The sequence below is a fragment of the Nonomuraea sp. NPDC004354 genome (genome assembly GCF_053602555.1).
Genome location: NZ_JBSGDV010000016.1, coordinates 65833 through 91808, shown reverse-complemented (window position 1 = coordinate 91808; position 25976 = coordinate 65833). Strand labels below are relative to the sequence as shown.

At 71.0% G+C, this 25976-nt stretch carries 27 protein-coding genes; 5 read left to right on the top strand and 22 right to left on the bottom strand.

Annotated elements, in window-relative coordinates; genetic code table 11:
• Positions 1–4 precede the first annotated feature (4 nt).
• From sufC to ACWENQ_RS33830, 7 genes are all read right to left on the bottom strand, one after another.
• Positions 5–751, bottom strand: coding sequence for a Fe-S cluster assembly ATPase SufC (gene sufC, locus ACWENQ_RS33860; protein ID WP_449925644.1), 747 nt, complete (start codon positions 749–751; stop codon positions 5–7).
• A 2-nt stretch (positions 752–753) separates the two neighbouring features.
• Entirely contained in the window at positions 754–1071 is a 318-nt protein-coding gene (locus ACWENQ_RS33855) for a non-heme iron oxygenase ferredoxin subunit (protein ID WP_354907088.1), read from the bottom strand.
• The gene (gene sufD, locus ACWENQ_RS33850) at positions 1068–2192 is read right to left on the bottom strand and encodes a Fe-S cluster assembly protein SufD (RefSeq protein WP_452417850.1); all 1125 of its coding nucleotides are present in this window, start codon (positions 2190–2192) and stop codon (positions 1068–1070) included. The genes ACWENQ_RS33855 and sufD overlap by 4 nt, the downstream gene beginning before the upstream one ends.
• Positions 2192–3604: a Fe-S cluster assembly protein SufB gene (gene sufB / locus ACWENQ_RS33845; RefSeq protein WP_449925652.1), complete on the bottom strand. Its 1413-nt coding sequence runs from the start codon at positions 3602–3604 to the stop codon at positions 2192–2194. The genes sufD and sufB overlap by 1 nt, the downstream gene beginning before the upstream one ends.
• Positions 3601–4293: a helix-turn-helix transcriptional regulator gene (locus ACWENQ_RS33840; RefSeq protein ID WP_354907091.1), complete on the bottom strand. Its 693-nt coding sequence runs from the start codon at positions 4291–4293 to the stop codon at positions 3601–3603. Before ACWENQ_RS33840 ends, sufB begins: the two co-directional genes overlap by 4 nt.
• 71 nt (positions 4294–4364) lie before the next feature.
• Entirely contained in the window at positions 4365–5624 is a 1260-nt protein-coding gene (locus tag ACWENQ_RS33835; protein ID WP_354907092.1) for a multidrug effflux MFS transporter, read from the bottom strand.
• Positions 5625–5718: 94 nt separating this feature from the next.
• Positions 5719–6495 (bottom strand): VOC family protein, encoded by a 777-nt coding sequence (locus ACWENQ_RS33830; RefSeq protein WP_452417849.1) that lies wholly within the window; start codon positions 6493–6495, stop codon positions 5719–5721.
• Between the two features lie 149 nt (positions 6496–6644).
• Between ACWENQ_RS33830 and ACWENQ_RS33825 the strand changes: the two genes are divergently transcribed.
• The 3 genes from ACWENQ_RS33825 (at position 6645) to ACWENQ_RS33815 (ending at position 9297) form a co-directional block, all read left to right on the top strand.
• On the top strand, positions 6645–7553 hold the full coding sequence (locus tag ACWENQ_RS33825; RefSeq protein WP_449925665.1) for an ABC transporter ATP-binding protein: 909 nt from the start codon (positions 6645–6647) through the stop codon (positions 7551–7553).
• Positions 7550–8317 carry an ABC transporter permease gene (locus tag ACWENQ_RS33820; protein WP_449925667.1) on the top strand — a complete coding sequence of 256 codons (768 nt, stop codon included), beginning with the start codon at positions 7550–7552 and terminating at the stop codon, positions 8315–8317. The genes ACWENQ_RS33825 and ACWENQ_RS33820 overlap by 4 nt, the downstream gene beginning before the upstream one ends.
• Positions 8318–8379: 62 nt before the next feature.
• Complete coding sequence (locus tag ACWENQ_RS33815; protein WP_354907096.1) at positions 8380–9297, top strand: EamA family transporter; 918 nt, start codon at positions 8380–8382, stop codon at positions 9295–9297.
• Positions 9298–9376: 79 nt separating this feature from the next.
• On the opposite strand, the gene ACWENQ_RS33810 is transcribed toward ACWENQ_RS33815, so the two are convergent.
• The 13 genes from ACWENQ_RS33810 to ACWENQ_RS33750 all read right to left on the bottom strand — a co-directional run bounded on the left by ACWENQ_RS33810 (position 9377) and on the right by ACWENQ_RS33750 (position 21743).
• On the bottom strand, positions 9377–10051 hold the full coding sequence (locus ACWENQ_RS33810) for a GntR family transcriptional regulator (protein WP_452417847.1): 675 nt from the start codon (positions 10049–10051) through the stop codon (positions 9377–9379).
• Between the two features lie 10 nt (positions 10052–10061).
• Positions 10062–11018, bottom strand: coding sequence for an ornithine cyclodeaminase family protein (locus ACWENQ_RS33805; protein WP_449925672.1), 957 nt, complete (start codon positions 11016–11018; stop codon positions 10062–10064).
• Between the two features lie 79 nt (positions 11019–11097).
• Positions 11098–12060 carry a proline racemase family protein gene (locus ACWENQ_RS33800; protein ID WP_452417845.1) on the bottom strand — a complete coding sequence of 321 codons (963 nt, stop codon included), beginning with the start codon at positions 12058–12060 and terminating at the stop codon, positions 11098–11100.
• Positions 12057–12764, bottom strand: coding sequence for an ABC transporter ATP-binding protein (locus ACWENQ_RS33795; RefSeq protein ID WP_354907100.1), 708 nt, complete (start codon positions 12762–12764; stop codon positions 12057–12059). Before ACWENQ_RS33795 ends, ACWENQ_RS33800 begins: the two co-directional genes overlap by 4 nt.
• The gene (locus ACWENQ_RS33790) at positions 12757–13524 is read right to left on the bottom strand and encodes an ABC transporter ATP-binding protein (RefSeq protein ID WP_354907101.1); all 768 of its coding nucleotides are present in this window, start codon (positions 13522–13524) and stop codon (positions 12757–12759) included. Before ACWENQ_RS33790 ends, ACWENQ_RS33795 begins: the two co-directional genes overlap by 8 nt.
• Positions 13521–14498, bottom strand: coding sequence for a branched-chain amino acid ABC transporter permease (locus ACWENQ_RS33785; RefSeq protein WP_354907102.1), 978 nt, complete (start codon positions 14496–14498; stop codon positions 13521–13523). The genes ACWENQ_RS33790 and ACWENQ_RS33785 overlap by 4 nt, the downstream gene beginning before the upstream one ends.
• Complete coding sequence (locus ACWENQ_RS33780; RefSeq protein ID WP_354907103.1) at positions 14495–15388, bottom strand: branched-chain amino acid ABC transporter permease; 894 nt, start codon at positions 15386–15388, stop codon at positions 14495–14497. Before ACWENQ_RS33780 ends, ACWENQ_RS33785 begins: the two co-directional genes overlap by 4 nt.
• Positions 15385–16527 carry a branched-chain amino acid ABC transporter substrate-binding protein gene (locus tag ACWENQ_RS33775; protein WP_449925678.1) on the bottom strand — a complete coding sequence of 381 codons (1143 nt, stop codon included), beginning with the start codon at positions 16525–16527 and terminating at the stop codon, positions 15385–15387. Before ACWENQ_RS33775 ends, ACWENQ_RS33780 begins: the two co-directional genes overlap by 4 nt.
• Before the next feature lie 519 nt (positions 16528–17046).
• Positions 17047–18048: a proline racemase family protein gene (locus tag ACWENQ_RS33770; RefSeq protein WP_354907105.1), complete on the bottom strand. Its 1002-nt coding sequence runs from the start codon at positions 18046–18048 to the stop codon at positions 17047–17049.
• A gap of 33 nt (positions 18049–18081) precedes the next feature.
• Complete coding sequence (locus tag ACWENQ_RS33765; protein WP_449925680.1) at positions 18082–18942, bottom strand: dihydrodipicolinate synthase family protein; 861 nt, start codon at positions 18940–18942, stop codon at positions 18082–18084.
• Between the two features lie 16 nt (positions 18943–18958).
• Positions 18959–20368 (bottom strand): FAD-dependent oxidoreductase, encoded by a 1410-nt coding sequence (locus tag ACWENQ_RS33760; protein WP_452417844.1) that lies wholly within the window; start codon positions 20366–20368, stop codon positions 18959–18961.
• Positions 20365–20607: a (2Fe-2S)-binding protein gene (locus tag ACWENQ_RS33755; RefSeq protein ID WP_354907108.1), complete on the bottom strand. Its 243-nt coding sequence runs from the start codon at positions 20605–20607 to the stop codon at positions 20365–20367. The genes ACWENQ_RS33760 and ACWENQ_RS33755 overlap by 4 nt, the downstream gene beginning before the upstream one ends.
• Complete coding sequence (locus ACWENQ_RS33750) at positions 20604–21743, bottom strand: NAD(P)/FAD-dependent oxidoreductase (RefSeq protein ID WP_354907109.1); 1140 nt, start codon at positions 21741–21743, stop codon at positions 20604–20606. Before ACWENQ_RS33750 ends, ACWENQ_RS33755 begins: the two co-directional genes overlap by 4 nt.
• Before the next feature lie 138 nt (positions 21744–21881).
• Between ACWENQ_RS33750 and ACWENQ_RS33745 the strand changes: the two genes are divergently transcribed.
• The gene (locus tag ACWENQ_RS33745; RefSeq protein ID WP_449925687.1) at positions 21882–22820 is read left to right on the top strand and encodes a COX15/CtaA family protein; all 939 of its coding nucleotides are present in this window, start codon (positions 21882–21884) and stop codon (positions 22818–22820) included.
• Positions 22821–22892: 72 nt separating this feature from the next.
• A complete protein-coding gene (locus tag ACWENQ_RS33740) occupies positions 22893–23588 on the top strand; it encodes a SanA/YdcF family protein (RefSeq protein ID WP_452417843.1) in 696 nt (231 codons plus the stop codon).
• Here ACWENQ_RS33740 and ACWENQ_RS33735 read toward each other — a convergent pair.
• Together ACWENQ_RS33735 and ACWENQ_RS33730 are read right to left on the bottom strand one after the other, a co-directional pair.
• The gene (locus ACWENQ_RS33735) at positions 23573–24790 is read right to left on the bottom strand and encodes a PrsW family intramembrane metalloprotease (protein WP_354907112.1); all 1218 of its coding nucleotides are present in this window, start codon (positions 24788–24790) and stop codon (positions 23573–23575) included. The two genes, ACWENQ_RS33740 and ACWENQ_RS33735, sit on opposite strands and share 16 nt — an antisense overlap.
• Positions 24791–24843: 53 nt before the next feature.
• Positions 24844–25803: a heme o synthase gene (locus ACWENQ_RS33730; RefSeq protein ID WP_449925691.1), complete on the bottom strand. Its 960-nt coding sequence runs from the start codon at positions 25801–25803 to the stop codon at positions 24844–24846.
• Positions 25804–25976: the final 173 nt, after the last annotated feature.

Here is a 25976-nt window from a genome sequence, read left to right as displayed (position 1 = left end):
CTTCTCAGGCCGAGGCCTTGGTGTACTGCTCGTAGCCCTCGGCTTCGAGCTTCTCGGCCAGCTCAGGGCCACCCTCCTCGACGATCCTGCCGCCCGCGAAGACGTGCACGAAGTCAGGCTTCACGTAGCGCAGGATGCGGGTGTAGTGGGTGATCAGCAGGACGCCGGTCTCGCCCGAGGCCCGGAAGCGGTTGATGCCCTCGGAGACGACGCGCAGGGCGTCGACGTCGAGGCCGGAGTCGGTCTCGTCGAGGACGGCGATCTTCGGCTTGAGCAGCTCGAGCTGGAGGATCTCGTGGCGCTTCTTCTCACCGCCGGAGAAGCCCTCGTTGACGTTGCGGGTGGCGAAGGCCGGGTCGATGGCCAGGGAGTCCATGCCCGTCTTGAGGTCCTTGCTGAACTCGCGCAGCTTCGGCGCCTCGCCGCGGACGGCGGTGACGGCCGAGCGCAGGAAGTTGGAGACGCTGACGCCCGGCACCTCGACCGGGTACTGCATGGCGAGGAACAGACCGGCGCGGGCGCGCTCGTCGACCGACATCTCCAGCAGGTCGACGCCGTCGAGCAGGACCTGCCCGCCGGTGATCGTGTACTTGGGGTGACCGGCGATCGCGTAGGCGAGGGTGGACTTGCCCGAGCCGTTCGGACCCATGATGGCGTGGGTCTCGCCGGCCTTCACGGTCAGGTTGACCCCGCGCAGGATCTCCTTGTCGGCGACGGAGACCTGCAGGTCACGAATCTCAAGGGTGGACACTGTTATGACTCCTTCGAGAGCGAGACGAGGACGTCGTCGCCGTCGATCTTCACTCGGTAAACGTTCACGGGCTTGGTGGCGGGCGGGCCGGTGGGCTTGCCCGAGCGCACGTCGAAGCACGAGCCGTGCAGCCAGCACTCGAGGGTCCCGTCGTAGACCTCACCCTCGCTGAGCCTGACTTCCGCGTGCGAGCAGACGTCGTGCAGGGCGAAGACCTCCTCGCCCTTGCGGACCAGCGCCACGGGGGTCTCGTCGACCTCGAGGCCGACGACCCCGCCGTCGGGGATGTCGCTGACCTTGCAGACCTTCTGGAATGTCACTTCTCGAGCTCCGCCTCCACCTTGGCGAACACGCGCTCGCGCAGCTCGGGCACGGAGATCTTCTCCACCAGCTGGCCGAGGAAGCCCCTGATGACCAGGCGGCGGGCCTCGTCGTAGGGGATGCCGCGAGCCTGGAGGTAGAAGATGTGCTCGTCGTCCAGGCGGCCCGAGGCGGAGGCGTGGCCCGCGCCGGCCACCTCGCCGGTGAGGATCTCGAGGTTGGGCACCGAGTCGGCGCGCGCGCCGTCGGTGAGGATGAGGTTGCGGTTGAGCTCGTAGGTGTCGGTGCCCTCGGCCTCGACCCTGATGATCACGTCGCCGATCCAGACGGCGTGCGCGTCCTCGCCCTGCAGCGCGCCGCGGTAGTCGACGTTGCTCTTGCAGTTGGGCTGCGAGTGGTCGACCAGCAGGCGGTGCTCCAGGTGCTGGCCGGCGTCGACGAAGTAGATGCCGGACAGGTCGGCGTCGCCGCCGGGGGCGGTGTAGGCGACGCTGGGCGACAGCCGGACGAGGTCGCCGCCCAAGGTGACCACGAAGCTGCGGAAGGTCGCGTCCTTGGCGAGCTGGGCGTGGTGGTGGGAGACGTGGACGGCGTCGTCGGCCCAGTCCTGCAGGCTGATGACCTTGAGGGTGGCGCCGTCGCCCACGACGAACTCGACGTTGTCGGCGTAGACCGCGCTGCCCTGGTGGTCGATGACGACCACGGCCTCGGCCATCGGCTCGACCTTGACCACGATGTGGCCGTAGGCCGCGCCCTCCAGGCCACCGCCACGGACCTCGATCTGGATCGGCTCGCCGGGGACGGCCTCCTGCGGCACGGTGACGACCAGCGCCTTCTCGAAGGAGGTGTAGGCCTGGGTGCTGACCCTGTCGACGGGCGCGTAGGCCTTGCCGACCCGCGCGTCGTCACGGCCGACCCACTCGACGGTGACGCCGGCGGGCGTGTAGGCCTGGGTGACGACCTGCCCGGTCACCTCGGCGGCGCCGTTGTGCAGGCCCTTCAGCCGCGAGATCGGCGTGAAGCGCCAGGCCTCCTCGCGCCCGGTCGGCACCGGGAAGTCGGCCAGGTCGTAGGACGACTTCTCGTGCAGGGTCGACAGGGGCTTCTCGTTCAGGCCCATCAGCCGACGGCTCCTTCCATCTGCAGCTCGATCAGGCGGTTCAGCTCGAGGGCGTACTCCATGGGCAGCTCGCGAGCGATCGGCTCGACGAAGCCGCGCACGATCATCGCCATCGCCTCGTCCTCGTCGAGCCCGCGGCTCATGAGGTAGAACAGCTGGTCCTCGCTGACCTTGGAGACCGTGGCCTCGTGACCCATCGAGACGTCGTCCTCGCGGACGTCGACGTAGGGGTAGGTGTCGGACCGGCTGATCTGGTCGACCAGGAGCGCGTCGCACTTGACGGTCGAGGCCGAGCCGTGGGCGCCCTCCTCGATCTGGACCAGGCCGCGGTAGGAGGTGCGGCCGCCGCCGCGGGCCACCGACTTGGAGATGACGCTGGAGGAGGTGTTCGGCGCCAGGTGGACCATCTTGGACCCGGCGTCCTGGTGCTGGCCCTCGCCGGCGAAGGCGACGCTCAGCGTCTCGCCCTTGGCGTGCTCGCCCATCAGGTAGACGGCCGGGTACTTCATCGTGACCTTGGAGCCGATGTTGCCGTCGATCCACTCCATGGTCGCGCCCTCGTAGGCCACGGCGCGCTTGGTGACCAGGTTGTAGACGTTGTTCGACCAGTTCTGGATGGTCGTGTAACGGCAGCGGGCGTTCTTCTTCACGATGATCTCGACGACCGCCGAGTGGAGCGAGTCGCTGGAGTAGATCGGCGCGGTGCAGCCCTCGACGTAGTGGACGTAGCTGTTCTCGTCCACGACGATCAGGGTCCGCTCGAACTGGCCCATGTTCTCGGTGTTGATCCGGAAGTAGGCCTGCAGCGGGATCTCGACCTCGACGTTCGGCGGCACGTAGATGAACGAGCCACCGGACCACACGGCGGTGTTGAGCGCGGCGAACTTGTTGTCGCCCACGGGGATGACCGAGCCGAAGTACTCCTTGAAGAGCTCCTCGTGCTCCTTCAGGCCCGTGTCGGTGTCGACGAAGATGACGCCCTTCTCCTCGAGGTCCTCACGGATCTTGTGGTAGACGACCTCGGACTCGTACTGGGCGGCGACACCGGCGATGAGGCGCTGCTTCTCCGCCTCCGGGATGCCGAGCTTGTCGTAGGTGTTCTTGATGTCGGCGGGCAGCTCGTCCCAGGAAGCGGCCTGCTTCTCGGTCGAGCGCACGAAGTACTTGATGTTGTCGAAGTCGATGCCCGAGAGGTCGGAACCCCAGGTGGGCAGCGGCTTCTTGGCGAACAGCCGGAGGCCCTTCAGGCGAAGGTCGAGCATCCACTCCGGCTCGTTCTTGAGCGCGGAGATGTTGCGGACGACCTCCTCGGACAGGCCGCGCTTGGCCGCCGCTCCCGCGGCGTCAGGGTCGGACCAGCCGAACTTGTAATTCCCGAGGCCTTCCAGCTCCGGGCGGTCGGTGACAGTCACCTTCCGGTCTCCTTGCTTTCTCTTATCCGAACGGGGCTCACGTGGGTGGTACAGACCCCGTCGCCGTGTGCGATGGTGGCCAGGCGTTGCACGGGGACACCGAGCAGTTGCCCGAAGGCCTCTGTCTCGGCTTCGCACAGCTGCGGGAACTCCGCCGCCGCGTGTGCCACCGGGCAGTGATGCTGGCAGAGCTGGTCGCCGCCGGACTTGGCCTTGCTGGCCGAGGCGGCGTAACCGTCCGCCGACAGCGCCTCGGCCAGCACCTGGACGCGCTGGTCTTCGGGCACTGTCCGCATGACCGGCTCGAGCCGCTGCAACAGGCCCTTGACCTGCGAGCGGGCGAACTCGGTCACCGCTTCCTCGCCCATGCGCTCGGCCAGGAAGCGCAGCGCGCTGCCCGCGAGATCGTCATAGGCGTGCTCGAAAGCACTGCGCCCCGCATCGGTGATGGCGAACAGCTTGGCCGGTCGTCCACGGCCGCGCTGACCCCGGGGCCGGGTCGTGCGCGGCTCGATCATCCCGTCGGCCAGCAGCGCGTCGAGGTGACGGCGGACGGCTGCGGGGGTGAGCCCGAGCCGCTCGCCGAGAGCCGCGGCCGCGACGGGACCGTGCTCCAGGATCAGCCGGGCCACGCGGGCGCGGGTGCTGCGCTCGTGTCCAGGCTCAATCGAAGGGGGCACGTTTTTCACAACATCAGTGTGCCGTAATTCCTTCCCGGTTCTCAAATGAACGGGGATGCAATTTCTCACGCAGGCAAGGCTTACCTAACTGCGAAGACGCGTCCGCGGCCGAGGAGCACGAAGACCAGGAAGGAGGTGATGACGAGCGCCAGCATGACGACGGCCATCGGCACCGCCGTACCGGAGCCGGCCAGGCCCACGAGAGGCGCGGCGACCGCGCCGAAGGCGAACTGCAGGACGCCGAGCAACGCCGAGGCGCTTCCGGCCACCTGCGGGGGCTGCCCGGCCAGCGCCAGCGCGCCGGTGCCCGGCAGGACCAGACCCGCGCCGCACATCATGACGAACAGCGCGGCCACCACGCCGCCCAGGCCCGCGCCCGTGCCGGGCGAGCCGGCGGTCGTGGCGGTGACCAGCAGCGCCGCGCCCACGAGGCTGACGAGCATGCCGGCCAGCACCAGGCGGGCGGGCGAGACGCGACCCGAGAGCCTGCCGCCGAGCTGGGCCATGACCGTGAGGCCGAGGGCGTTGAGCCCGAAGATGAGCGAGAACTGCTGCGGCGAGGCGCCGTACACCTCCTGCAGCACGAACGGCGAGCCGGAGATGTAGGCGAACATGCCGGCGAAGGCCAGCCCCGCGGCCAGCGAGCAGGCCATGAACGACCGGTCGCCGAGCAGCCGCCAGAAGGTGGCGACGGTGTTCCCGAGCCCGCCGCGCTCCCTCTGGTCGGCGGGGAGGGTCTCCTTGACGCCCGGCAGGACGGCCAGCAGCAGCACCACGCCGGCCACGCTGAGCGCGACGAAGATGCCGCGCCAGGAGGTGAAGGACAGCAGCTGGGCGCCCGCGATGGGGGCCAGGATCGGCGCCAGGCCGCTGACCAGCATGAGGGTGGCGAAGATGCGGGCGATGGCGGCGCCTTCGTACAGGTCGCGGACCACCGCCCGGACGATCACCAGCGCGGCGCCGCCCATGACGCCCTGGGCCAGCCGCGTGGCGATGAGCGCGGGCACGGAGGGCGCGAAGGCGCACAGCAGTGAGGCCAGCGTGTAGCCGGCGACGCCGACGATGAGCGGGAACCTGCGTCCTCTGACGTCGCTCAGCGGGCCCGCCAGGACCTGGCCGAGGCTGATGCCGACGAGACACGCGGTCAGCGTGAGCTGGACCTGCGCGGGCGCCGAGAGCATCTCCCCGGTGATGGCGGGCAGCGCGGGCAGGTACATGTCGATCGAGAGCGGACCGATGGCCGAGAGCGCGCCCAGGATCAGCAGCAACAGCCCGCGGCGGCCGCTCCCGGTCCCCCCTGCCTCCCCGGCGACGTCCGGCGCGGCGGCTGCCACGGACATGGTGAACCCCTCTCCCTCGTAGGCCGTGGCCCACGAGGGCCGAGGGGTCAAACCACGATCTGGTACGCCGAATTCCCAAATTTCGGCCTAATTTTCACGCAGTTTGGTTCAGCTGGATCACCGAGAACGCGGCGCCCTGCGGGTCGACGAGCATCCCGAACCTGCCGGGCGGGGCATCCATCGACTCGACCAGGACCGTGGCGCCCAGCGACCTGGCCGTGGCGATCGTGGCGTCGAGGTCGGCGACCGCGAAGTAGATCCCCCAGTGGGAGGGGGTGCCCTCGGGGTACTGGGGCGGCATCTCCATCATGCCCGCGACGCTCCTGTCGCCGACCAGCCATTCGGTGTAGGCCATGCCGTCCATCTGCTGGGTCCTGGGGGTCCAGGGCAGGACGGTGCCGTAGAAGCTCGTGGCCGCCTGCGGATCCCTGGTCACCAGCTCGTTCCAGCAGAACGCGCCGGGCTCGTTGACCAGCTCGGCGCCCTTGTGGTTGCCGGCCTGCCAGACCGAGAAGAAGGAGCCGTCCGTGGCCTGGAAGACGGCCATCGAGCCTTCCTCGAAGATCCGCATGGGCTCGACGACCACGGTCCCGCCCGCGTTCTTGACCCGGTCGGCGGTGACGGCCGCGTCGTCGGTGGCCACGTACGTGTTCCAGACCGGCGGCATGCCCTCCGCCATGATGGGGCCGACGCCCGCGACCCGCTTGCCGTCGCGGACGAACTGCCCGTATCCCCCCGCGGCCGGGTCGTCGATCATCTCGGCCGTCCAGCCGAAGATCTCGCCGTAGAAGCGGACCGACGCCTGCACGTCAGGAGTCGACAGATCAACCCAGCACGGGACGCCCGCCTCGTAACCACTTCGAACCGACATCGCGCTACCTCCTGTCGGTACACCACACAATCACGTGACTAACCTCACATCCCTGGAGTTGGCTGCCTTTTTAGCTTTTTGTCGCCCACGGGTGTCGCCGGCGCCGCCTGGCGCGCTGACCGCGCGTAGGGGTCCCTAAACTCGTGGCCATGAGCTCCCCTGCCGTCGAGGTCGTCGATCTGGTGAAACGCTACGGCGGCACCACCGCCGTCGACGGGCTGACCCTTGCCGCCGAGCGCGGCGCCGTCACCGCGATCCTCGGCCCCAACGGCGCGGGCAAGACCTCCACCATCGAGATCTGCGAGGGGTTCCGCGACGCCGACGGCGGCACCGTGCGGGTGCTCGACCGCGCGCCCGCCGACCCCGCACTGCGCGCCAGGGTGGGCGTGATGCCGCAGGCAGGGGGCGTGCCGCCGGCGATGCGCTGCGGGGAGTGGCTGCGGCTGATGTCGCGCTTCCACGCCCGTCCCCTCGACCCCCAGGCCCTTCTGGTACGGCTGGGCCTGGCCGAGCACGCGCGCACGCCGTACCGGAGGATGTCGGGCGGGCAGCAGCAGCGGCTCTCGCTGGCCGGTGCCGTCATCGGCCGGCCCGAGCTGGTCTTCCTCGACGAGCCGACGGCGGGCCTCGACCCGCAGGCCAGGCGGGCCTGCTGGGAGCTGGTCGCGGACCTGCGGACGGCGGGCGTGGCGGTCGTGCTGACCACCCACTACATGGACGAGGCCGAGCGGCTGGCCGATCACGTGGTGATCATCGACAGGGGCCGGGTGGTGGCCGAGGGCACCCCCTCCTCGCTCACCGGCGCCGAGCGGCAGCTGCGCTTCCGGGCCCGGCCTGGCCTCGGGCTCGAGGAGCTGCTGAGCGCGCTGCCCTCCGGATCGGCGGCCAAGGAGTCGCCGGCCGGCCATTACATCATCGAAGGGTATGTCGGGCCGGAGATGCTGGCCACCGTGACGGCCTGGTGCGCCGCCGAGGGCGTCATGGCCGACGATCTGTCCATCGAGCGCAGGACGCTGGAGGATGTCTTCCTCGAGCTGACCGGCAGGGAGCTGCGATGACCGCCCTCGACCTCACCCCCGCGCCCGGGGCGGCGCCCTTCCACCGGATGGTGCTGGCGCAGGCGGGCGCCGAGGCCAAGGCCATCCTGCGCAACGGCGAGCAGCTGCTGCTCACGCTGATCATCCCGGTGCTGCTGCTGGTCGGCTTCTCGCTGGCGCCGCTGGTGGACGTCGGCGGGGGCTCGCGCGTCGGCTTCCTGGCCCCCGGCGTGCTCGCGCTGGCGGTCATGTCGACGGCCTTCACCGGCCAGGCGATCGCGACGGGTTTCGAGCGCCGCTACGGCGTGCTGAAGCGCCTGGGCGCCACCCCGCTGTCGAGGGCCGGGCTGTTGCTGGCCAAGACCGCGGCCGTCGTCGCGGTGGAGCTGCTGCAGGCCGTGGCCATCGTGGTGGTGGCGCTCCTGCTCGGCTGGCAGCCGCGCGGCTCGCTGGCCGCGGCCGTGCTGCTGGTGCTGCTCGGCACGGCCGCCTTCAGCGGGCTCGGGCTGCTCATGGCCGGGCTGCTGCGCGCCGAGGCGACGCTGGCCGCGGCCAACCTGGTCTACCTGGTGCTGCTGGGCTGCGGCGGCGTGGTGTTCCCGCTGGCCGCCTTCCCCGACGCCGTCGAGCCGGTGCTGGCCATGCTGCCGATCTCGGCGCTGACCGGCGGCCTGCGCGCGGTGCTGACCGAGGGCGCGGCGCTGCCGCTCGGCGCGGTGGCGGTGCTGGTGGCGTGGGCCGCGCTCACGCTGGGACTGGCCTCCAGGACGTTCCGCTGGGAGTAGGCCGCCCACCGCCGGGGGATAGGCTCGGGGCTTGCCGTACGTTTTCTCCCCGAGGAGCCCTGTTGACCGCCTTTGCCCTTGACGGGCCCGCCGACCGCTTCAAGTCAGCCCTGCCGCGCACGGGCGGTCTGTTCCGCACGGCCGCCGACTCGATGCCGCCGTCGGGGTTGATCATGCTGGCCATCGTCTCGGTGCAGCTGGGCGCGGGCTTCGCCAAGGAGCTGTTCGCGGCGCTGCCTCCGGCCGCCGTGGTGTTCATGCGCATCGTGGCGGGCGCGCTGATCCTGGGTGCGTTCGCGCGGCCGAAGCTCAAGGGGCTGTCGTGGCGTGACTGGGCGGTCGGCATCGGCTTCGGCCTCACGCTGGCCGTGATGAACCTGTCGTTCTACGAGGCGCTGGCCAGGCTGCCGATCGGCATCGCGGTGGCGATCGAGTTCCTCGGCCCGCTCGGCGTGGCCATCGCCGCTTCGCGCCGGCGCCTCGACCTGCTGTGGGCGCTGCTGGCCGCGGTGGGCATCGCGCTCATCGCGCCCTGGACCGAGTCTGCCGCCGTCAGCTGGCTGGGCATCGGCTTCGCGCTGGTGGCGGGGGTCTGCTGGGCGGCCTACATCCTGCTGTCGGCCGCCGCGGGCAGCCGGTTCCCCGGGACCACGGGGCTGTCGTTCGCCATGATCGTCTCGGCGGTGGCCATCGCGCCGGTGGGCGTGATGACGGGCGGCGCCGACCTGCTGCAGCCCTCGGTGATCCTCATCGGGCTCGGGGTGGGGCTGCTGTCGTCGGTGATCCCCTACTCGCTCGAGCTGCAGGCGCTGCGGCGGATGCCCAAGCACGTGTTCGGCATCCTGATGAGCCTGGAGCCCGCGGTGGCGGCGATGATCGGGCTGGTGCTGCTGGGCGAGATCCTGCACGTGCAGCAGTGGGCGGCCATCATCTGCATCGTGGCCGCCAGCCTGGGCGCCACCCGCGCCGCCAGGGCCTGACCTCCGCGAGACAGCCGCTCACCCGGTGACCTGGGATGAGCGGCTTTCGTCTTGCGGCGGACCCGAAGCCTCGCGGGGCTCAGGTCGTGGGCTCGGCCCAGATGTCGCGGACGTGGTGGATGTGCTCGCCCATGATGCGCTCGGCCGCCTGCTTGTCGCCCGCCTTGAGCGCGTCGAGCAGCGCCAGGTGCTCGCGCGCCGAGTCGGGCAGCATGCCGCGCTCCGACAGCTGCGACAACCCGTACAGCCTGGCCCTGTTGCGCAGGTCACGCACCACCTCGACCAGGTGCGCGTTGCCCGACAGCGACAGCAGCTCGATGTGGAAGCGCAGGTCGGCGTCGATGTAGGCGAGCAGGTCGGCGCGCTCGGCGGCGTCGACGATCTGCTGGGCGATCGGCCGCAGCCGCTCGAACTCCTCGGCCCTCGACGCGTCGGCCAGCTGGGCGATCGTCGGCACCTCGATCAGCTGGCGGATCTCGGTCAGCTCGTCGAGGTCGCGGTCGGACAGCTCCGTGACCCGGAAGCCCTTGTTGCGCACCGCCTCGACCAGGCCCTCCTTGGCCAGGTCGAGCATGGCCTCGCGGACCGGCGTGGCCGAGACGCCGAACTGGGCGGCGAGCACGGGCGCGGAGTAGACCACGCCAGGGCGCATCTCGCCGGTGACGAGCGCGGCGCGCAACGCGTGCGCGACCTGCTCGCGCAGGCTCTGCCGCTCTCCCACCATCGGAAGGTCGAGCCGATCCTCCGCAGCCATCCCGGCTTCCCTACTTTCGTCCGTTCATGTGAGCCCACGCCTCGTATGCGGCCGCCGCGACCACCAGGTCCTCCCACGCCATGCCGACACTTTTGAAGACCCGCGGCCCCTCGCCCACGTCGACGCGACCGTTGACCAGGTCGGCGAGGTTGCCGGCGAGATGACCACTGGTGATCGTACCGCCGCGCAAAGGGAGGATCACATCTCCAGCCTCGGACAATGCCGCCTTCCTCGCCTCGACGACCAGGGTGGCGCGGGCGACGAGATCATCGTCGATCTCTCTGGCGTCGGGCTCGTGCGACCCGACGGCAGTCACGGTGACGTTGTTGCCGGTGAGCTTACCGGGGAACAAGGGATCCCTGGCGGTGGTACAGCAGGCGACCAGGTCGGCCTGCTCGAGCGGCACCAGCGCGTCGGACGGCGGCGCGCCGACGGCGGCCGAGGCGGCCAGGCCGATGTCGGCGCAGCGCAGGGCCAGCGCGGCGGCCCGCTCGTGGTCCCGGCCGACGATCGTGACCCTGTCCACGGGACGCACCTCGCGCAGCGCCCGCACGTGGCCCCACGCCTGCGGCCCGGTGCCGTACACCAGCAGGCTGCGGGCGTCGGGCGGCGCCAGATGCCTGACGGCGAGGGCGGAGACGGCGGGCGTGCGCAGCGCGGTGAGCGCCAGGCCGTCCATGGCCGCCAGCGGCGCCATGGTGTCGCCGTCGAACAGCAGGTAGGTGCCCTGGATGCGGGGCAGCCCGCGGGCGGGGTTGCCCGGCGCGACGGTGACCACCTTGACGCCCGCGTACCGGCCCGCCGAGGCGGGCATGAGCAGGAACTCCCCCTGCCCGGCCGGCACGGCGGCACGGGCGGGCGCGGTCTCGGGGTCGAACCCCGAGACCAGCGTCTCTTCCAGGACCGCGACGGCCCGTGCCATCGGCACCAGCCTCTCCAGGTCCTCGATGTACGGCAGGCCGCTCATCGGCGCGCTCCGGCCAGAGGGTGGCCGGCCGGGACCGGAGGCGCGGATCCAGCCCCGGCCGACATGCTCGCGAGGCGGCTCATCGCAGCGTGAACCCCGTTCCGATCGGGTCCCGCGGATCGAGTTCGAAGCTGTGCCGCCCGGTACGGTAGGCCATGCCCTCGATCTCCGGAATCACGCCTTCCGGGGTGGATTCGGCCACCCAGGCGCGGAACGACGAGCCGACGATGCTGTCGTGCGTGAGCGTGAACCCGGCCGGCAGTTCCTCGGCCAGCAGCGCCAGCCTGGCCGCGGTGCCCGAGCCGCACGGCGACCGGTCCACCTCCCCGTCGGCGAAGACGGTGACGTTGCGCTGGTGGGCGGGCCCGACCTCGTCGTAGAAGATCACGCCGTAGATGCCCGACAGCCGCTCGTCCGACGGGTGCCTGGCGGCGGGGTGGTCGGCGAGCGCCGCCTTGATCCGCCGCCCGTGGGCGATCAGCTCGGTCAGGTCCTCGGGCCGCACCGACAGCCCCAGCGAGGCGGCGGGCAGCGAGGCGTAGATGGCCCCGCCGTACGACACGTCGACCTGGACGCCGTCCGCGGGCACGGACCGGGCGATCACGTACGACGGGACGTTCCTGAAGGTCACCGAGGTGATCTCACCGCCGGTCATGGCCACCCTGGCCGTCACCCTCCCGGAGGGCACGTCGATGACCACGTCGGTGGTGCCGTCGGGGTCGGCCTCGACCAGCCCCTCCTGGACGGCGTGCACGCCGAGCGCGATCGTCCCGTGCCCGCAGGCGGTGGAGTAGCCGTCCTTGTGCCAGAACAGCACGCCCAGGTCGGCGCCGGGAGAGTCGGGCGGCACCAGGAAGCAGCCGTACATGTCGGCGTGCCCGCGCGGCTCGTGGCACAGCAGCCGCCGCACCCTGTCGATCTCCTCGTCCGCGAAGGCCGTGGCACGGCGTTCGAGGACGGACGAGCCCTTGATCTCGCCGACCCCGCCGACGACGATCCTGAACGGCTCGCCGCCGGTGTGGTAGTCGATGGTCTGGATCATGCCCCTCCCAGGTAGGCCTCGACGACGCGCGGGTCGGAGCGGAGCGCGTCCGCGCTGCCCGACAGCGTCCCTTGTCCGCTCTCCAGCACGTAACCCCGGTGCGCGATCTTCAGCGCGGCTGAGGCGTTCTGCTCGACGAGCAGCACGGCGGTGCCGGAGGCGTTGATGTCGGCGATGAGGTCCATGACCTGGGCGACGATCAGCGGCGCCAGGCCCATGGACGGCTCGTCGAGCAGCAGCAGGCGCGGCCCGGTCACCAGCGCGCGGCCGATGGCGAGCATCTGCTGCTCGCCGCCGGACAGCGTGCCGCCCTGCTGGGCGCGACGCTCGGCCAGACGGGGCAGCAGGCTGTACACGTGGTCGACCCGCCGCCTGATCTCCGCCTGGTCGCGCACGAGGTAGCCGCCGAGCAGCAGATTGTCGTGCACGGTCAGGGTGCTGAAGACCCTGCGCCCCTCGGGGCAGTGGACCAGGCCGAGGTTGGTGATCTTGTGCGCGGCCACGCCGGTGATGTCCTGGCCCTCGAAGACGACCTTGCCGCCGCTGGGCCGTACCAGGCCCGAGATGGCCGACATGGTGGTCGTCTTGCCCGCGCCGTTGTTGCCGAGCAGGGTGACGATCTCGCCCTCGCCGACGGTCAGCGACAGGCCGCGCAGCGCGTGCACGCCGTCGTAGTGGACGTCGAGGTCGCTGATCTCAAGCATGGGCGTCGCTCCCCAGGTAGGCCTCGATGACGGCGGGGTCGCGGCGCACCTCTTCGGGGCGGCCGTCGGCGATCTCCTTGCCGAAGTTGAGGACCACGATGCGTTCGGAGACCTGCATGACCAGGCCCATGTCGTGCTCGATCAGCACGATCGCGATGCCCAGCTCGCGGATACGCCTGATCAGGTCGAGCATCTCGGCCTTCTCGGCGTGGTTGAGACCGGCGGCGGGCTCGTCGAGCAGCAGCAGGCGCGGCTTGCGGGCGAGGGCACGGGCGATCTCGACGCGGCGCTGCTCGCCGTAGGGCAGGTTGCGGGCGGCCGAGTAGCGGTCGCCGCGCAGGCCCACGAAGTCGAGCCAGTGGTTGGCCGCGTCGGTGCACTCGCGCTCGGTGCGGCGGTAGCGCGGGGTGTGCAGCAGCGCGTCGAACACGTTCTGCTTGAGCCACAGGTGGCTGCCCGCGCGGACGTTCTCCAGCACCGACAGCTCGCCGAACAGCCGCAGGTTCTGGAAGGTACGGCTGATGCCCGCCCCCGCCACGGCCGAGGGCCGCAGGCCCAGCAGCGAACGCCCGTCGAAGGTGATCTGGCCGGCCGTGGGCCGGTAGAAGCCGGTCACGCAGTTGAAGGCGGAGGTCTTGCCGGCGCCGTTCGGGCCGATGACCGAGACGATCTCGGCCTCGTTCACCGAGAAGCTGAGCCCGTCGATGGCCACCAGGCCGCCGAAGGCCAGGCGCAGCTCGCTCACCTGGAGGAGTGTCACTTGAGCGCCTCCCTCGAACGGGCGGGCCACAGACCCTGCGGCCGGACGATCATCACGATGATCAGCAGCACGCCGAAGATGAAGAACCGGTAGTCGGCGGCGTCGCGCAGCAGCTCGGGCAGCAGGCTGATGATGATCGCGCCGAGCACGACGCCGGGCACCGAGCCCATGCCGCCGAGCACCACGGCCATCAGGACCGTCGCCGAGTACAGGAAGGTGAAGCTGTTGGGCGAGATGGCCGACACCTGGCCGGCGAACAGCACGCCCGCCAGCCCGCCCCACACCGCGCCCGCGATGTAGGCGGCCAGCTTGACCCGGTAGGTGTGCACGCCGGTCGCCTCGGCGGCGTCCTCGTCCTCGCGCACGAAGCGCATGGCCCGGCCGAGCCGCGACCTGCCCAGGCGGGAGGCGCCGATCACGGCGATCGCGACGATCAGCACCGTGACGAAGTACAGGCTCACCGGTCCGTCGGTCAGACCGGGGATGCCGTAGATGCCCGAGGGGCCGCCGGTGATGGGCAGGTTGTTGGCGGTGATACGGATGATCTCGCCGAAGCCCAGCGTGACGATGGCCAGGTAGTCGCTGCGCAGCCGCAGCGTCGGCGCGCCGATGATGACGCCGGCGATGACGGTGACCACGATGACGGCGGGCACGGTGGCGACCAGCGGCAGGTCGAACCGGGTCGACAGGATGCCGCTGGTGTAGGCGCCCACCGCGAAGAAGGCGGCGTAGCCCAGATCGAGCAGGCCGGTGAACCCGACCACGATGTTCAGTCCCGAGGCCAGCATCACGAAGATGGCGGCCGTGGTCATGATGGACATCGTGTAGTCGGTCGCGTTGACGAACGGCACGAGCAACGCGATCAGCAGGCCCGCCAGGCCGACCCAGCGGTTGTCGAACAGCTTGGACAGGCGCGTCTGCGGTTGCTTGGCGCCGATCTTGCGAGGGGCTTCGGGGGCTTTGGTCTGGTTCACACCCGCTCCGTCACACGTTCGCCGAGCAGACCGGTGGGTCTCACGGTCAGGAACAGGATCAGCACGCCGAAGGCGAACACGTCACGCCACTCACCCCCGAGCCAGTAGGTGCCGAACGACTCCAGCAGGCCGAGCACGAGGCCGCCGAGCATGGTGCCGGGGATGTTGCCGATGCCGCCGATGACGGCCGCGGTGAAGGCCTTCAGCCCGATGAGGAAGCCCATCAGGAAGTCGATCTTCCCGTAGTACGCGCCGGCCATCACGCCGGCGGCGCCGGCCAGGGCCGAGCCCAGGAAGAAGGTCCTGGAGATGACGGCGTTGACGTCGATGCCCATCAGCGAGCTGGTGCTCGGGTCGAGGGCGATGGCCCGCATGGCCCTGCCCTCGCGCGTCTTGGTCACCAGCAGGTTGAGGCCGACCATGAGGACCACGGCGACCCCGATGAGCACGAGCTGCTGCAGGGTGAGCCGGGCGCCGAACACCTCCAGCGTGGTGCCGCTGAGCCGGACGGGGTAGACCCGGGGGTCGGGACCGGAGACGGCCCGCATGCCGTACTCGATGGCGAAGGACGCGCCGACGGCGGTGATGAGCAGCGACAGGCGGGGGGCGCCGCGGAGCGGGCGGTAGGCCACCCGCTCCAGGACCACGCCCGCCAGGCCGGTGCTCACCATGGTCAGCAGCAGGACGGCCAGCAGCACCGGCAGCGTCATCGCCGCGGAGACCCCGCCCAGCGCGGACAGGACGGCGAAGCCGCTGAACGCGCCGAGCATGTAGAGGTCACCGTGGGCGAAGTTGAGCAGCTTGATGATGCCGTAGACCATGCTGTAGCCCAGCGCCACCAGAGCGTAGAACGAGCCGACGAACAGGCCGTTCCAGACGAGCTGTGTCATGAGAGAGCATCCTGTAGGGCGAACTTGTCACCCTTCCACACGAGGATCTGGAAACCGCCGGTGGACAGGGTGTGCTCGGGGGTGAACTTCAGCGGGCCGGAGAACATCTGGAACCCGTTGATGCCCTCGAGCGCGGTGATGACCTTGGCGCCGTCGGTGGAGCCCGCCTTGGTGATCGCCTCGGCGGCCAGGCGCACGGCGTCGTAGGCCTGGTTGGAGTAGGGGCCGGGAGCGGACCCGAACTTCTTGGTGTAGTTGTCGATCCAGCCCTTGGCGTTGGGCAGCGTGTCGGGGATCGGGGTCATGGTGGCGAAGACGCCCTCGGCCTCGGCGCCGGCGATCTCGCCGAGCTTGGCGGAGACCGAACCGTCGGCGACCATGATCGCGCCCTTGTAGCCCGCCTGGCGCAGCTGCCTGGTGATCAGGCCGCCCTCCTGGAAGTAGCCCGTCCAGTAGACGAAGTCGGGCTTCTTCTCCAGGACGTTGTGGATGTTGGCGCTGTAGTCGCTCTCCTTGGGCGTGACCGCCTCGGTGATGACCGCCTTGTCGCCCAGCAGCGGCTGGGTGCGGACCGCGATGTCCTTGGAGTAGCTGGTGTTGTCGTGCATCAGCGCGACCCTGGTGGCACCCTGCTTGGTGATCCACTGGCTGGCCGACTCGGCCTGCTGGGTGCCGGTGCCGTTGATCAGGAAGACGTGCTTGAGCTTCTGGTCGACCAGTTCCTGCGAGTTGGCGGCAGGGATGATCATGGGTATGTTCGACTTGCCGAACACCGGCAGCGTGGGCAGCGTGGCGCCAGAGCAGTAGCCGCCGATGGACACCTCGACGCCCTCGGTGACCACCTTGTTGGCGGCGGCGACGGCCGTCTGGGCGTCACAGGCGTCGTCGGCGGCCTTGAGCTCGAGCTGCCGGCCGAGGACGCCACCCTTGGCGTTGATCTCGTCGATGGCGAGCTGGGCCGCGTTGGTCATGTAGGGGCCGATCGCGGCCTCGCTGCCCGACTGGGGGACGAGCATGCCCAGGCGGATGGGGCCCTTGGCCTCCTGCTGGGCGCCACCTCCATCGCCAAGGAGGCCCTGTCCGCAACCCGCCAGCATCATTGCGGTCGCGACCAGGGAGACGACGTGCGTCTTGCGCATTGAGACTCTCCTCACGTGAGTGATGTGTGACATCACACCGACGCGCTCAGGGGCAGGTCAAGCGCCGAGACCAGACCGTTAGCGTCCTAACACGCAGGTGGAACGTCAAGAGAGATCGCGGTGTGCATCCCGGACCTCACATCGAAGAGGCGGTGATTTCGGGCGCGCCGAAACCGCCTTTCAGTTGTACGGCTGACCGCCGTGGGAAGGCCGCGCCCCGGCCACACGCGCAGCGGGACGGAAAGGGCGCGCGGTACCGCTCCCGGCCGAAAATCGGGCGGAAGGCCACGCGACGCCGCCCCAGGCGGAAACCGGGCGCAAGGCCACGCGACGCCACCCCGGCTGGAATCCGGGCGGAAGGCCGCGTGGCGCCGCCCCGGGCGGAAACCGGGCGCAAGGCCACGCGACGCCACCCGGGCGGAAACCGGGCGGAAGGCCGCGCGACGCCGCTCCCCTGCGGAAACGGGCGAAGGGCGCGTGGCGCCGCTCCCCCCACCGGGAAGCGGCGCGGCGGGCGCGTCAGAGGATGAAACCCTCGGGGAACGGGTCACGAGGGTCGAGGAAGTACTGCGCGGTCCCGGTGACCCACGCTCTGCCGGTGATGGTCGGCACCACGGCGGGCCGCCCGCCGACGCTCGTCTCCTCCACCAGCCGCCCCACGAAGCGCGTGCCGATGAAGGACTCGTTGACGAAGTCGGCGCCCAGCGCCAGCTCGCCTCTGGCGTGCAGCTGGGCCATCCTGGCGCTGGTACCGGTACCGCACGGCGACCGGTCGAACCAGCCGGGGTAGATCGCCATGGCGTGCCTGGAGTGGGCGGCCGTCGAGCCGGGAGCCGCGAAGTACACGTGGTGGCAGCCCCTGATCCGGTCGTCCTCCCGGTGCACCGGCTCGTCGGACTCGTTGATCGCCGCCATCGTGGCCAGGCCCGCGGCCAGGATCTCGTTCTTCGCGGCCCGGTCGAAGGGCAGCTTGTAGGAGTCGAGGTCGACGACGGCGTAGAAGTTGCCGCCGTAGGCCAGGTCGTAGCGGACCTCGCCGAAGCCAGGTACCTCCACCACCGCGTCCAGCCGTTCGCTGTAGGCCGGCACGTTGCGCAGCGTCACCGACTCGGCGGCGCCGTCCTTGACGGCCACGTCCACGACGACCAGGCCCGCGGGCACCTCGAGGCGGACGGTGGTCACCGGTTCGACGACCTCCACCATCCCCGTCTCCACCAGCACGGTGGCCACGCCGATCGTGCCGTGGCCGCACATCGGCAGGTAGCCGGAGACCTCGATGAACAGCACCCCCCAGTCCGCGTCGGGCCTGGTGGGCGGCTGCAGGATGGCGCCGCTCATGGCCGAGTGGCCGCGCGGCTCGTTCATCAGCAGCTGCTTGATCGGGTCGAGATGCTCGCGGAAGTACACGCGCCGCTCGGCCATGCTGTTGCCGGGGATCACGCCGACGCCGCCGACGATGACCCTGGTCGGCATGCCCTCGGTGTGGGAGTCGACGGCGTGGAAGACGCGCTTGGATCTCATGGTGGTCCAGCCTCTCTCATCGCACCTTCTCTCTCAGCGCAGGCCCTCGGCGAGCGCCTTCTCGGTGGCGGCCCTGATCACGGCGGCCTGCTCGTCGGTCAGCGGCAGCCTGGGCGCCCTGCAGGGACCGCCGTGGCGGCCCGCCACGTCCATGGACAGCTTGATGGCCTGCACGAACTCGGTCTTGGAGTCCCAGCGCAGCAGCGGGTGCAGCTGGCGGTACAGCGGCAGCGCGGTCTCCAGGTCGTGGGCCATGGCGGCGCGGTAGAGGGCGACGCTGGCGACGGGCAGCGCGTTGGGGTAGCCGGCGACCCAGCCCTTCGCGCCGGCCAGCGCCAGCTCGAGCACCACGTCGTCGGAGCCGATGAGCACGTCGAGCTCCGGCGCGAGCTCGGCGATCTCGTAGGCGCGCCGCACGTCGCCGGTGAACTCCTTGACGCCCACGATCAGGCCCTCGTCGAACAGCTTCGCCAGCAGCGCGGGCGTGAGGTCGACCTTGGTGTCGTAGGGGTTGTTGTAGGCCACGATCGGCAGGCCGGCCTTGGCGACCTCCCGGTAGTGGTCGATCACGATCCGCTCGTCGGCCCGGTAGGCGTTGGGCGGCAGCAGCATCACGCTCTCGCAGCCGGCCTCACGCGCCTGCTCGGCCCACCGGCGCGACTCGGCGGCGCCGTAGGCGGCGATGCCGGGCATCACGTTCCGGCCGCCGATGGCCTTCACCGCCGTCTCGACGGCCTTGGCACGCTCCTCCGCCGTCAGCGTCTGGTACTCGCCGAGCGAGCCGTTGACGGCCACGCCGTCACAGCCGTTCTCGACCAGCCAGCGGCAGTGCTCGGCGAACCCGTCGAAGTCGACCGACAGGTCCTCGCGCAGGGGCAGGGCCGTGGCGACCATGATTCCGTGCCAAGGCTCAACGCGGTTGCTCATCATCAATCCTCTCCAGACAGCCGAGGGGGATCGGCTGGGCAATGGGACGGCGGGGGGCTTGGGTGGTCGGCTCGCCCGACAGGCATGAGACGGCGTAGCCGCAGACGCGGCCCTGGCACCAGCCCATGCCCGGGCGGGCGAGCAGCTTGACCGACCGCGCGTCGGTCGCCCCCAGCGTCATGGCCTCGCGGACCGCGGCCAGGGGCACCTCCTCGCAGCGGCAGATGAGGGTGTCGTCGGCCAGCCAGTCCTGCCAGCCGGGTTGGACGGGATAGGCGTGCTGGAGCGCCTCGCCGAAGGCCCGCAGGCGTTCGGCGCGCCGACGCAGCACGCCCGGCACATGGTCGAGGGACCCGCCGGGGGCGGTCAGGTCGCGGGCGATGGTGAGGCCGGCGATGCGGCCCTCCAGCTCCGACAGGGCGGCGCCGCCGACGCCGGTGGGCTCGCCCGCGGCGTACACGCCTGCGACGGTGGTGCGCTGGGCGGCGTCGACGGCCACGACGGGGCTGCCGTCGGGCGAGTGGGCCGTGGCGCAGCCGAGCTGGACGGCCAGCTCGATCTGCGGGACGAAGCCGTAACCCGCCGCGACGGCGTCGCACTCGACGGTACGGGTCGACAGGATCCGCCAGGCGGGGTCCAGGCGGGCGACCGTCACGTGCGTGACGGAGGTGGTGCCGTGCGCGGCCACGACCGCGTGCCGCGTCCGGTACGGCACGCGCCGCCTGGCCAGCGCGGCCCCGTAGCCCACCGCCTCCCCCGCCTTGCCGGCCGCCAGCAGCGGGTGGCGGGCCAGCCCGAACAGGCCGTTGGCCTCGAAGACCCCGGCGACCGAGGCGCCCGCCCCGGCCAGCCCCGCGGCCACGGGCAGCAGGAAGGGCCCGGTGCCGGAGACCACCACGCGCCGCCCCGCCGTCACGCCGTTGCCCTTGAGCAGCGCCTGCGCGCCACCGGCGGTGAAGACGCCTGGCAGGTCCCATCCGGGGAAGGGCAGCGGCCTGTCGTGGGCGCCGGTGGCGACGAGCACGGCGCGGGCGGTGACGGAGACGGGCCGCTCGTCCCGCCCCTCCAGGCAGTGGACGGTGATCGAGCCGTCGCCGTCCTGCTCGACGGCCCACACCTTGTGGCCGAGCAGGAGGGTGGCCCTGGACTCCAGGGCACGGCACTGCCGGGCGAACCGCTCGGCGCCGTGACCGGTGGGCCGCCCGCCCGCCTGGTGGCGGAAGTACTGGCCGCCCAGGCGCGCGGCCGCGTCGATCAGGACGACGGACGCTCCGGCCTGGGCGGCGCTCAAGGCGCCGGCGACGCCCGCGGGGCCGCCGCCGATCACGACGACGTCGTAGCCGGAGTCGTGACGGGTGTCGTGAGCGGTGTCGTGGGTGGTCTCGTGGGTCATGAGGTCGTCACCTCGTCTCCCGGCATGGCCTCGACCAGGCAGGCGCGCTGGGATTCGCGTCCGTTGACGGTGACGAGGCAGTCGAAGCACACCCCGATCCCGCAGAACAGGCCGCGCGGCCGCCCGCCGTGCCTGGTCGTGCGCCAGGAGGTGATCCCGGCCGCGTGCAGGGCGGCGCCGACGGACTGGCCGGGGGTGACCCTCACCGGCCTGCCGTCGACGGTGATCTCGAAGCTCACGCGAATCTCCCTGGGCTGAACGGGGTGAGGTCGAGGTCGGTGCGCTCGCCGGCCAGCAGCTGGGCGAGCAGGTGTCCGGTGGCCGGCGCCAGTCCGATGCCCGCGCCCTCGTGACCGCAGGCGTGCAGCAGGCCGGGCACGCGCGGGTCGGCGCCGATGACGGGCAGGTGGTCCGGGCAGTACGGCCGGAAGCCGCAGTAGGACCTGATCACCCGCTTGTCCCGCAGCACGGGGAAGAGCGCGGTGGCCTGGGCGGCCAGCCTGCGCAGCACGGGGATCGAGATGGTGCGGTCGAAGCCGACGCGCTCCCTGCTGGCCCCGATGAGGACGGTGCCCGACGGCGTGCCCTCGACCACGCCTGAGGTCTCCAGGTCGGCCGAGTCGCTCGCGACGTTCGTCACGTAGGCGGCCGTGTAGACCTTGTGCCTGATCAGCGGCTCGGCGATGGGCTCGGTGACCAGGATGAATCCGCGCCTGGGCAGGATCGGCAGCTCGATGCCCGCCATGGCGGCGATCTCACCGCCCCACGTGCCCGCCGCGTTGACCACCGCGCCGCCGATGATGTCGCCGTGGTCGGTGCGCACGCCCGTGACCCTGCCGCCGTCGCCGCCCTCGCGCAGGAAGCCGGTGACGGTGACGCCCGTGCGCAGGCGCAGCGCTCCGTGCCCGAAGCTCTCGGCGCCGTGCCTGATGAGACGGGCGGCGGCCAGCATGGGCTGCACCTGGGCGTCCTGCGGGTAGAACACGCCGCCGGCCAGGCCCTGGGCCAGGTGCGGCTCGTAGTCGTGCAGCGCGCCGCCGGGCACCACCGTGTGCTCCACGCCCTGCTTGCCGGCCAGCGCGACCAACTGCCGCTGGATCTGCTCGGTCTCGGCGACGACGAGGCCGCCCTTGGCCTCGTACTCGAACCCGCCGTGCGCGGCCAGTTCCCGCCACAGGCGGTTGGACAGCAGCGCCAGGTCGAGCTCGGGGCCCGGCTCCTTGTCGGAGACCAGCACGTTCCCCTCGCCCGCGCCTGTGGTGCCGCCCGCCACGGGGCCGCGGTCCAGGACTGTCACGTCCATGCCCGCGGCGGCCGCGTAGTAGGCGCACGCCGCGCCGACGACGCCGGCGCCGATGACGATCACGTCGGACATCGTCCGCTCTCACCTCCGGTCAGTAATATGTCACATAGCTATTAGCGCCGTCCAGCGGCCCCTCCAGTGGATCACTACCCCGACCTGCGCGTCGACTCGATGGAGGGACCGCGCACCCCGCCCCATACCATCGATGGCGTGAAATCTCTCTGGCCGCCGACCGCCCGCTCCATGACCCTGTGGGCCCTGCTCGGCGTGATCGCCAACGCCGGCATCACCGTCACGGGCGTGGCCGTGCGGGTCACGGGCTCCGGGCTCGGCTGCCCGACCTGGCCCAGGTGCACGCCGGACAGCTTCATCCCCGTCGCGCATCCCGAGCACAACTGGTTCAACATGTCGGTGGAGTTCGGCAACCGGCTGTTCACCTTCGCCGTGCTCGCGGTGGGCGCCATGTGCCTGGTGACAGCCTGGCGGCTGCGGCCGCACCGCCCCGACCTGGTGAAGCTGGCGTGGCTGCAGCCCGCCGGGGTCCTCGCCCAGGCGCTGTGGGGCGGCCTGGTGGTGCGCAGCATGCTCCACCCCGTCACGGTCAGCGTGCACTTCCTGATCTCCGTCGGCCTGATGGCGGGCTGCTGGGCCCTCTACGCCCGCTCCCGCGAGGGCCGGGGCCCGGCCAGGACCGTGGTGCACCGCGACATCCGCAGGCTCGGCAACGTGCTGGTGGCCGCCGTGGCCGTGCTGCTGGTGGCCGGCGTCGTGGTCACGGGCACCGGCCCCCACTCGGGCGACGAGCTGGCCAGCCGCTTCGCCTTCGACATCGAGGCCGTGGCGCGGCTGCACGCCGACGTCGTCTACGTCGTCGTCGGCCTCACCTTCGCCCTGCTGTTCGCGCTCCACGTCACCCGCGCGCCCCAGCCGGCCCGCAGGGCGGCGCTCGCGTTGCTGCTGATCGAGCTGGCCCAGGGCGCGATCGGCTACATCCAGTACTTCCTCGCCGTGCCCGCCGCCCTCGTCGCCCTCCACGTGCTCGGCTCGACGCTGGTGTGGATCGGCGCGCTGCGGGTGGTCACCAGCCTCCGCGTCCGCGAGGAGCTGCCCGCCGGTGTCCCGGCGCGGCCGGTCCCCCTCCCCCACTGACCACCCGCCCCCGACGTGAGGCGTATGGCACGATAAGTCCGCCACTCCCCCACCGGTGGAAGGTGGACTTTCGTGCCGTTTGCCAGGAACATCCGCTTCTCCCGTACGGCGCTGCGCCGCGCCTACCAGGTCGCGGTGGCGCTGAGCGTGCTGGCGATCACCCCCTTGACGTGGGTGTGGCTGAGCAGCGACCACCGCCGCGTGGTCGCCGGCCCGCCGGGATGGCTCGACGAGGTGCCCTCCTCCGGCACCGCGCTGGTCCTGGGCGCCGGCCTCTTCTCCGGCCGGCCCAGCCCGTTCCTGGCCAAGCGGCTGGACATCGCCGCCGAGCTCTACCGGGCGGGCAAGGTCAAGGCGCTGCTGCTGTCGGGCGACAACAGCCGCAAGGACTACGACGAGCCCTCGGCGATGCGCGACTACCTGCTGGCCAGGGGCGTGCCCGACGCCGTCATCGTGCGCGACTACGCCGGCTTCGACACCTGGGACTCCTGCGTGCGGGCCCGCGAGGTCTTCGGCGCGAGGGACGTCACCGTGGTCACGCAGGTCTTCCACCTGCCGCGGGCCGTCACGCTGTGCCGTACTGCCGGCCTGGAGACCTTCGGTGTGGGCGACGACTCCTCCCGGCAGTGGGCGGTGACCACCTACGCCTCGGCCGGCCGGGAGTTCTTCGCCGCGGCGAAGGCGCTCGGCGACGTCGTGCTCGGCACGAAGCCGGTCTTCCCCGGGCCGCGGGAGACCTCACTCCACGAGGCTCAGAGCGGCCACTGACCCTCGCTGGACGGAGCGGGCGCGCCGGGCGCGTAGCCGGGCGGCGGGGTGCCCTGGGCGGCGGCCCTGGCGTGACGCTCGGGGATCGGGAACCGCGCCCTGGCCGCGCTCATGCATTCCAGCAGCGCCCGCTGCTCCTCGTGGAAGGTCTGGTCGTCGACGATGTGGCGGGCCGCCCGCTCGTGCAGCAGCCCCAGCTCGGTGGCGGCCAGCTGGTAGTCGCTCATCGCGCGCAGCCCCTCCTTGCCGCCGTGCGCCTTGGCCCACTGCCGGGCCTGCCTGCGCCGCGACAGCGCCGACAGCATGTAGATGTCGGCCACGTCGACCAGCCTGGTCGGCTCGTAGGGCGGAAGGTAGCGCTGCAGCAGCGCCACGATGCGGCGCCGGTCGCGGACCACCACCCCGATGAGGACCAGCAGCACGACCATCAGCACCAGGTAGGCGGTCACCAGCCCGGCGAAGCCGCCGTAGGAGGCCAGGCCGTTCCACATGCCGTGCAGGAGCATGGCGGCGATCCAGCCGGCCAGGATGACCAGGGCCCGGTCGGGACCCGTCCGGCGGGCGGCGTAGGCGACGGCCACGCCCGTCATCGAGGTGAACAGCGGGTGGGCGAACGGCGACAGGATGCCGCGCAGTACGACCGTCACGGCCAGCCCCTGCACGCCGAGCTGGTCCTGGGCGGCGATGTAGTAGCTGACGTTCTCGGACATCGCGAAGCCGAGCCCGACCATGCTGGCGTAGATGACGCCGTCGGTGGGCCCGTCGAGCTCGGCGCGCCTGAACCTGAGCAGGCCAAGCAGCACCAGGCCCTTCATGGTCTCCTCGACCACGGGCGCGCCGAAGGTGGCGGCGATGTTGCGCGCGCTGGCCGCCGACAGGCCGACGGTGTCGGTGATGTAGTGCAGGTTGAGCGAGTTGATCACACCGGCCACCAGCACGGCGATGCCCGCGCCCCAGGCGTAGGCGAAGATCAGGTTGCTGCGCGGCTCCGGCTCCATCCGGTCGAGGGCGAGCACGGCCGCCAGCAGCAGCGGCACCGGCGCCATGGCCAGGACGAGCGCCACGAGGAACTGCACGGGCGCGCCGTTGAGCACATCGAAGGAGAACGACACCAGGGCGCAGATGCCCGCCAGCACCAGGCCCGCGATCAACGCGAAGGACGGCCGGTCCTTGAACACCCAGCGTGGATCACGGGTCTTCATACGGTGACTGTAACGGATGCCCATGGCGCTGTCCTTCCCCCGCGGGGAGCGGGTCAGGCCAGCAGCGGATCGATCGCGACCGCGAGGAACAGCAGCGCCAGGTAGGCGTTGGACCAGTGGAAGAAGCGCATCGGCCGCAGGTCGACGCCGCTCTTGCCGGCGTTGAGCCGGCCGAGCAGACGGTAGATCTCCACCAGGCAGAACGCGCCGAGCACCACCGCGACGATCGGGTAGAGCAGCGTGGTGTCCGCCACCGGCCACAGCAGCAGCGAGCAGGCCACCGTCGCCCAGGTGTAGGCGATGGACTCCAGCACGACCCTGCGCTCGGTGGCCACGACGGGCAGCATGGGGATCGAGGCCGCCGCGTAGTCCTCCTTGTAGCGCATCGCCAGCGTCCAGGTGTGCGGCGGCGTCCAGAAGAACACCACGCCGAACAGGACCAGCGGCGTCCAGTCGAGGCCGCCGGTGATGCCGGCCCAGCCGATGACGACGGGCATGCAGCCGGCCAGGCCGCCCCACACGATGTTCTGCGACGTGCGCCGCTTGAGGATCATCGAGTAGACGAAGACGTAGAACAGGATCGCCGACAGGTTGAGCGCCGCCGCCACCAGGTTGGTGGTGATCCACATGCCCGCGACGGACAGGACGCCGAGGACGATGCCGAAGACGAGCGCGGCGCGTGGCGTGACCTGGTGCCTGGCCAGCGGCCGCTTGCGTGTGCGGCGCATCTTCACGTCGATGTCGCGGTCGATGTAGCAGTTGAGCGCGTTGGCGCTGCCCGCCGACAGCGTGCCGAACACCATGACCGACAGGGCCTTCCACAGCGGCGGCAGGCCGTCGGCGGCCAGGAACATGACCGGCAGCGTCGTGATCAGGAGCAGCTCGATGACCCGCGGCTTGGTCAGCGCGACGTACGCCTTGACGACCGCGGCGAAGGAGCGCGTCCCCCGTTGCGGCGCCGCGGCCGCCACGGGGGCCGCGGCCGGCGATTGCCTGTTCGTGAGCACCGTCAAGGCGCTTCCAGCGAGTGCGGAGTCAACGCGTAACCTCTGAAGAGAGCGGAACCGTGGACGCCGGGCACCAGACGTCCTTGCGAACAAACAAACTGTAGTCGCAGGGTGAGCCGGTCCGGCCAATGGGGGCACCGGGGGGCGGGTTGGTCCTCTTCACCAAGGTCCACTCAGTT

Bases quoted from the DNA above. Each gene is read 5' to 3' on its own strand.
- ACWENQ_RS33765 (WP_449925680.1), bottom strand. From the start codon at position 18,942: ATGGTCGCCACGGCCCTGCCCCTGCGCGAGGACCTGTCGGTCGACTTC.
- ACWENQ_RS33810 (WP_452417847.1), bottom strand. From the start codon at position 10,051: ATGGCTGCGGAGGATCGGCTCGACCTTCCGATGGTGGGAGAGCGGCAG.
- ACWENQ_RS33830 (WP_452417849.1), bottom strand. From the start codon at position 6,495: ATGTCGGTTCGAAGTGGTTACGAGGCGGGCGTCCCGTGCTGGGTTGAT.
- ACWENQ_RS33775 (WP_449925678.1), bottom strand. From the start codon at position 16,527: ATGCGCAAGACGCACGTCGTCTCCCTGGTCGCGACCGCAATGATGCTG.
- sufD (WP_452417850.1), bottom strand. From the start codon at position 2,192: ATGGGCCTGAACGAGAAGCCCCTGTCGACCCTGCACGAGAAGTCGTCC.
- ACWENQ_RS33800 (WP_452417845.1), bottom strand. From the start codon at position 12,060: ATGATCCAGACCATCGACTACCACACCGGCGGCGAGCCGTTCAGGATC.
- ACWENQ_RS33820 (WP_449925667.1), top strand. From the start codon at position 7,550: ATGACCGCCCTCGACCTCACCCCCGCGCCCGGGGCGGCGCCCTTCCAC.
- ACWENQ_RS33770 (WP_354907105.1), bottom strand. From the start codon at position 18,048: ATGAGATCCAAGCGCGTCTTCCACGCCGTCGACTCCCACACCGAGGGC.
- ACWENQ_RS33735 (WP_354907112.1), bottom strand. From the start codon at position 24,790: ATGAAGACCCGTGATCCACGCTGGGTGTTCAAGGACCGGCCGTCCTTC.
- ACWENQ_RS33780 (WP_354907103.1), bottom strand. From the start codon at position 15,388: ATGACACAGCTCGTCTGGAACGGCCTGTTCGTCGGCTCGTTCTACGCT.
- ACWENQ_RS33825 (WP_449925665.1), top strand. From the start codon at position 6,645: ATGAGCTCCCCTGCCGTCGAGGTCGTCGATCTGGTGAAACGCTACGGC.
- ACWENQ_RS33805 (WP_449925672.1), bottom strand. From the start codon at position 11,018: ATGAGCGGCCTGCCGTACATCGAGGACCTGGAGAGGCTGGTGCCGATG.
- ACWENQ_RS33835 (WP_354907092.1), bottom strand. From the start codon at position 5,624: ATGTCCGTGGCAGCCGCCGCGCCGGACGTCGCCGGGGAGGCAGGGGGG.
- ACWENQ_RS33795 (WP_354907100.1), bottom strand. From the start codon at position 12,764: ATGCTTGAGATCAGCGACCTCGACGTCCACTACGACGGCGTGCACGCG.
- ACWENQ_RS33750 (WP_354907109.1), bottom strand. From the start codon at position 21,743: ATGTCCGACGTGATCGTCATCGGCGCCGGCGTCGTCGGCGCGGCGTGC.
- ACWENQ_RS33760 (WP_452417844.1), bottom strand. From the start codon at position 20,368: ATGACCCACGAGACCACCCACGACACCGCTCACGACACCCGTCACGAC.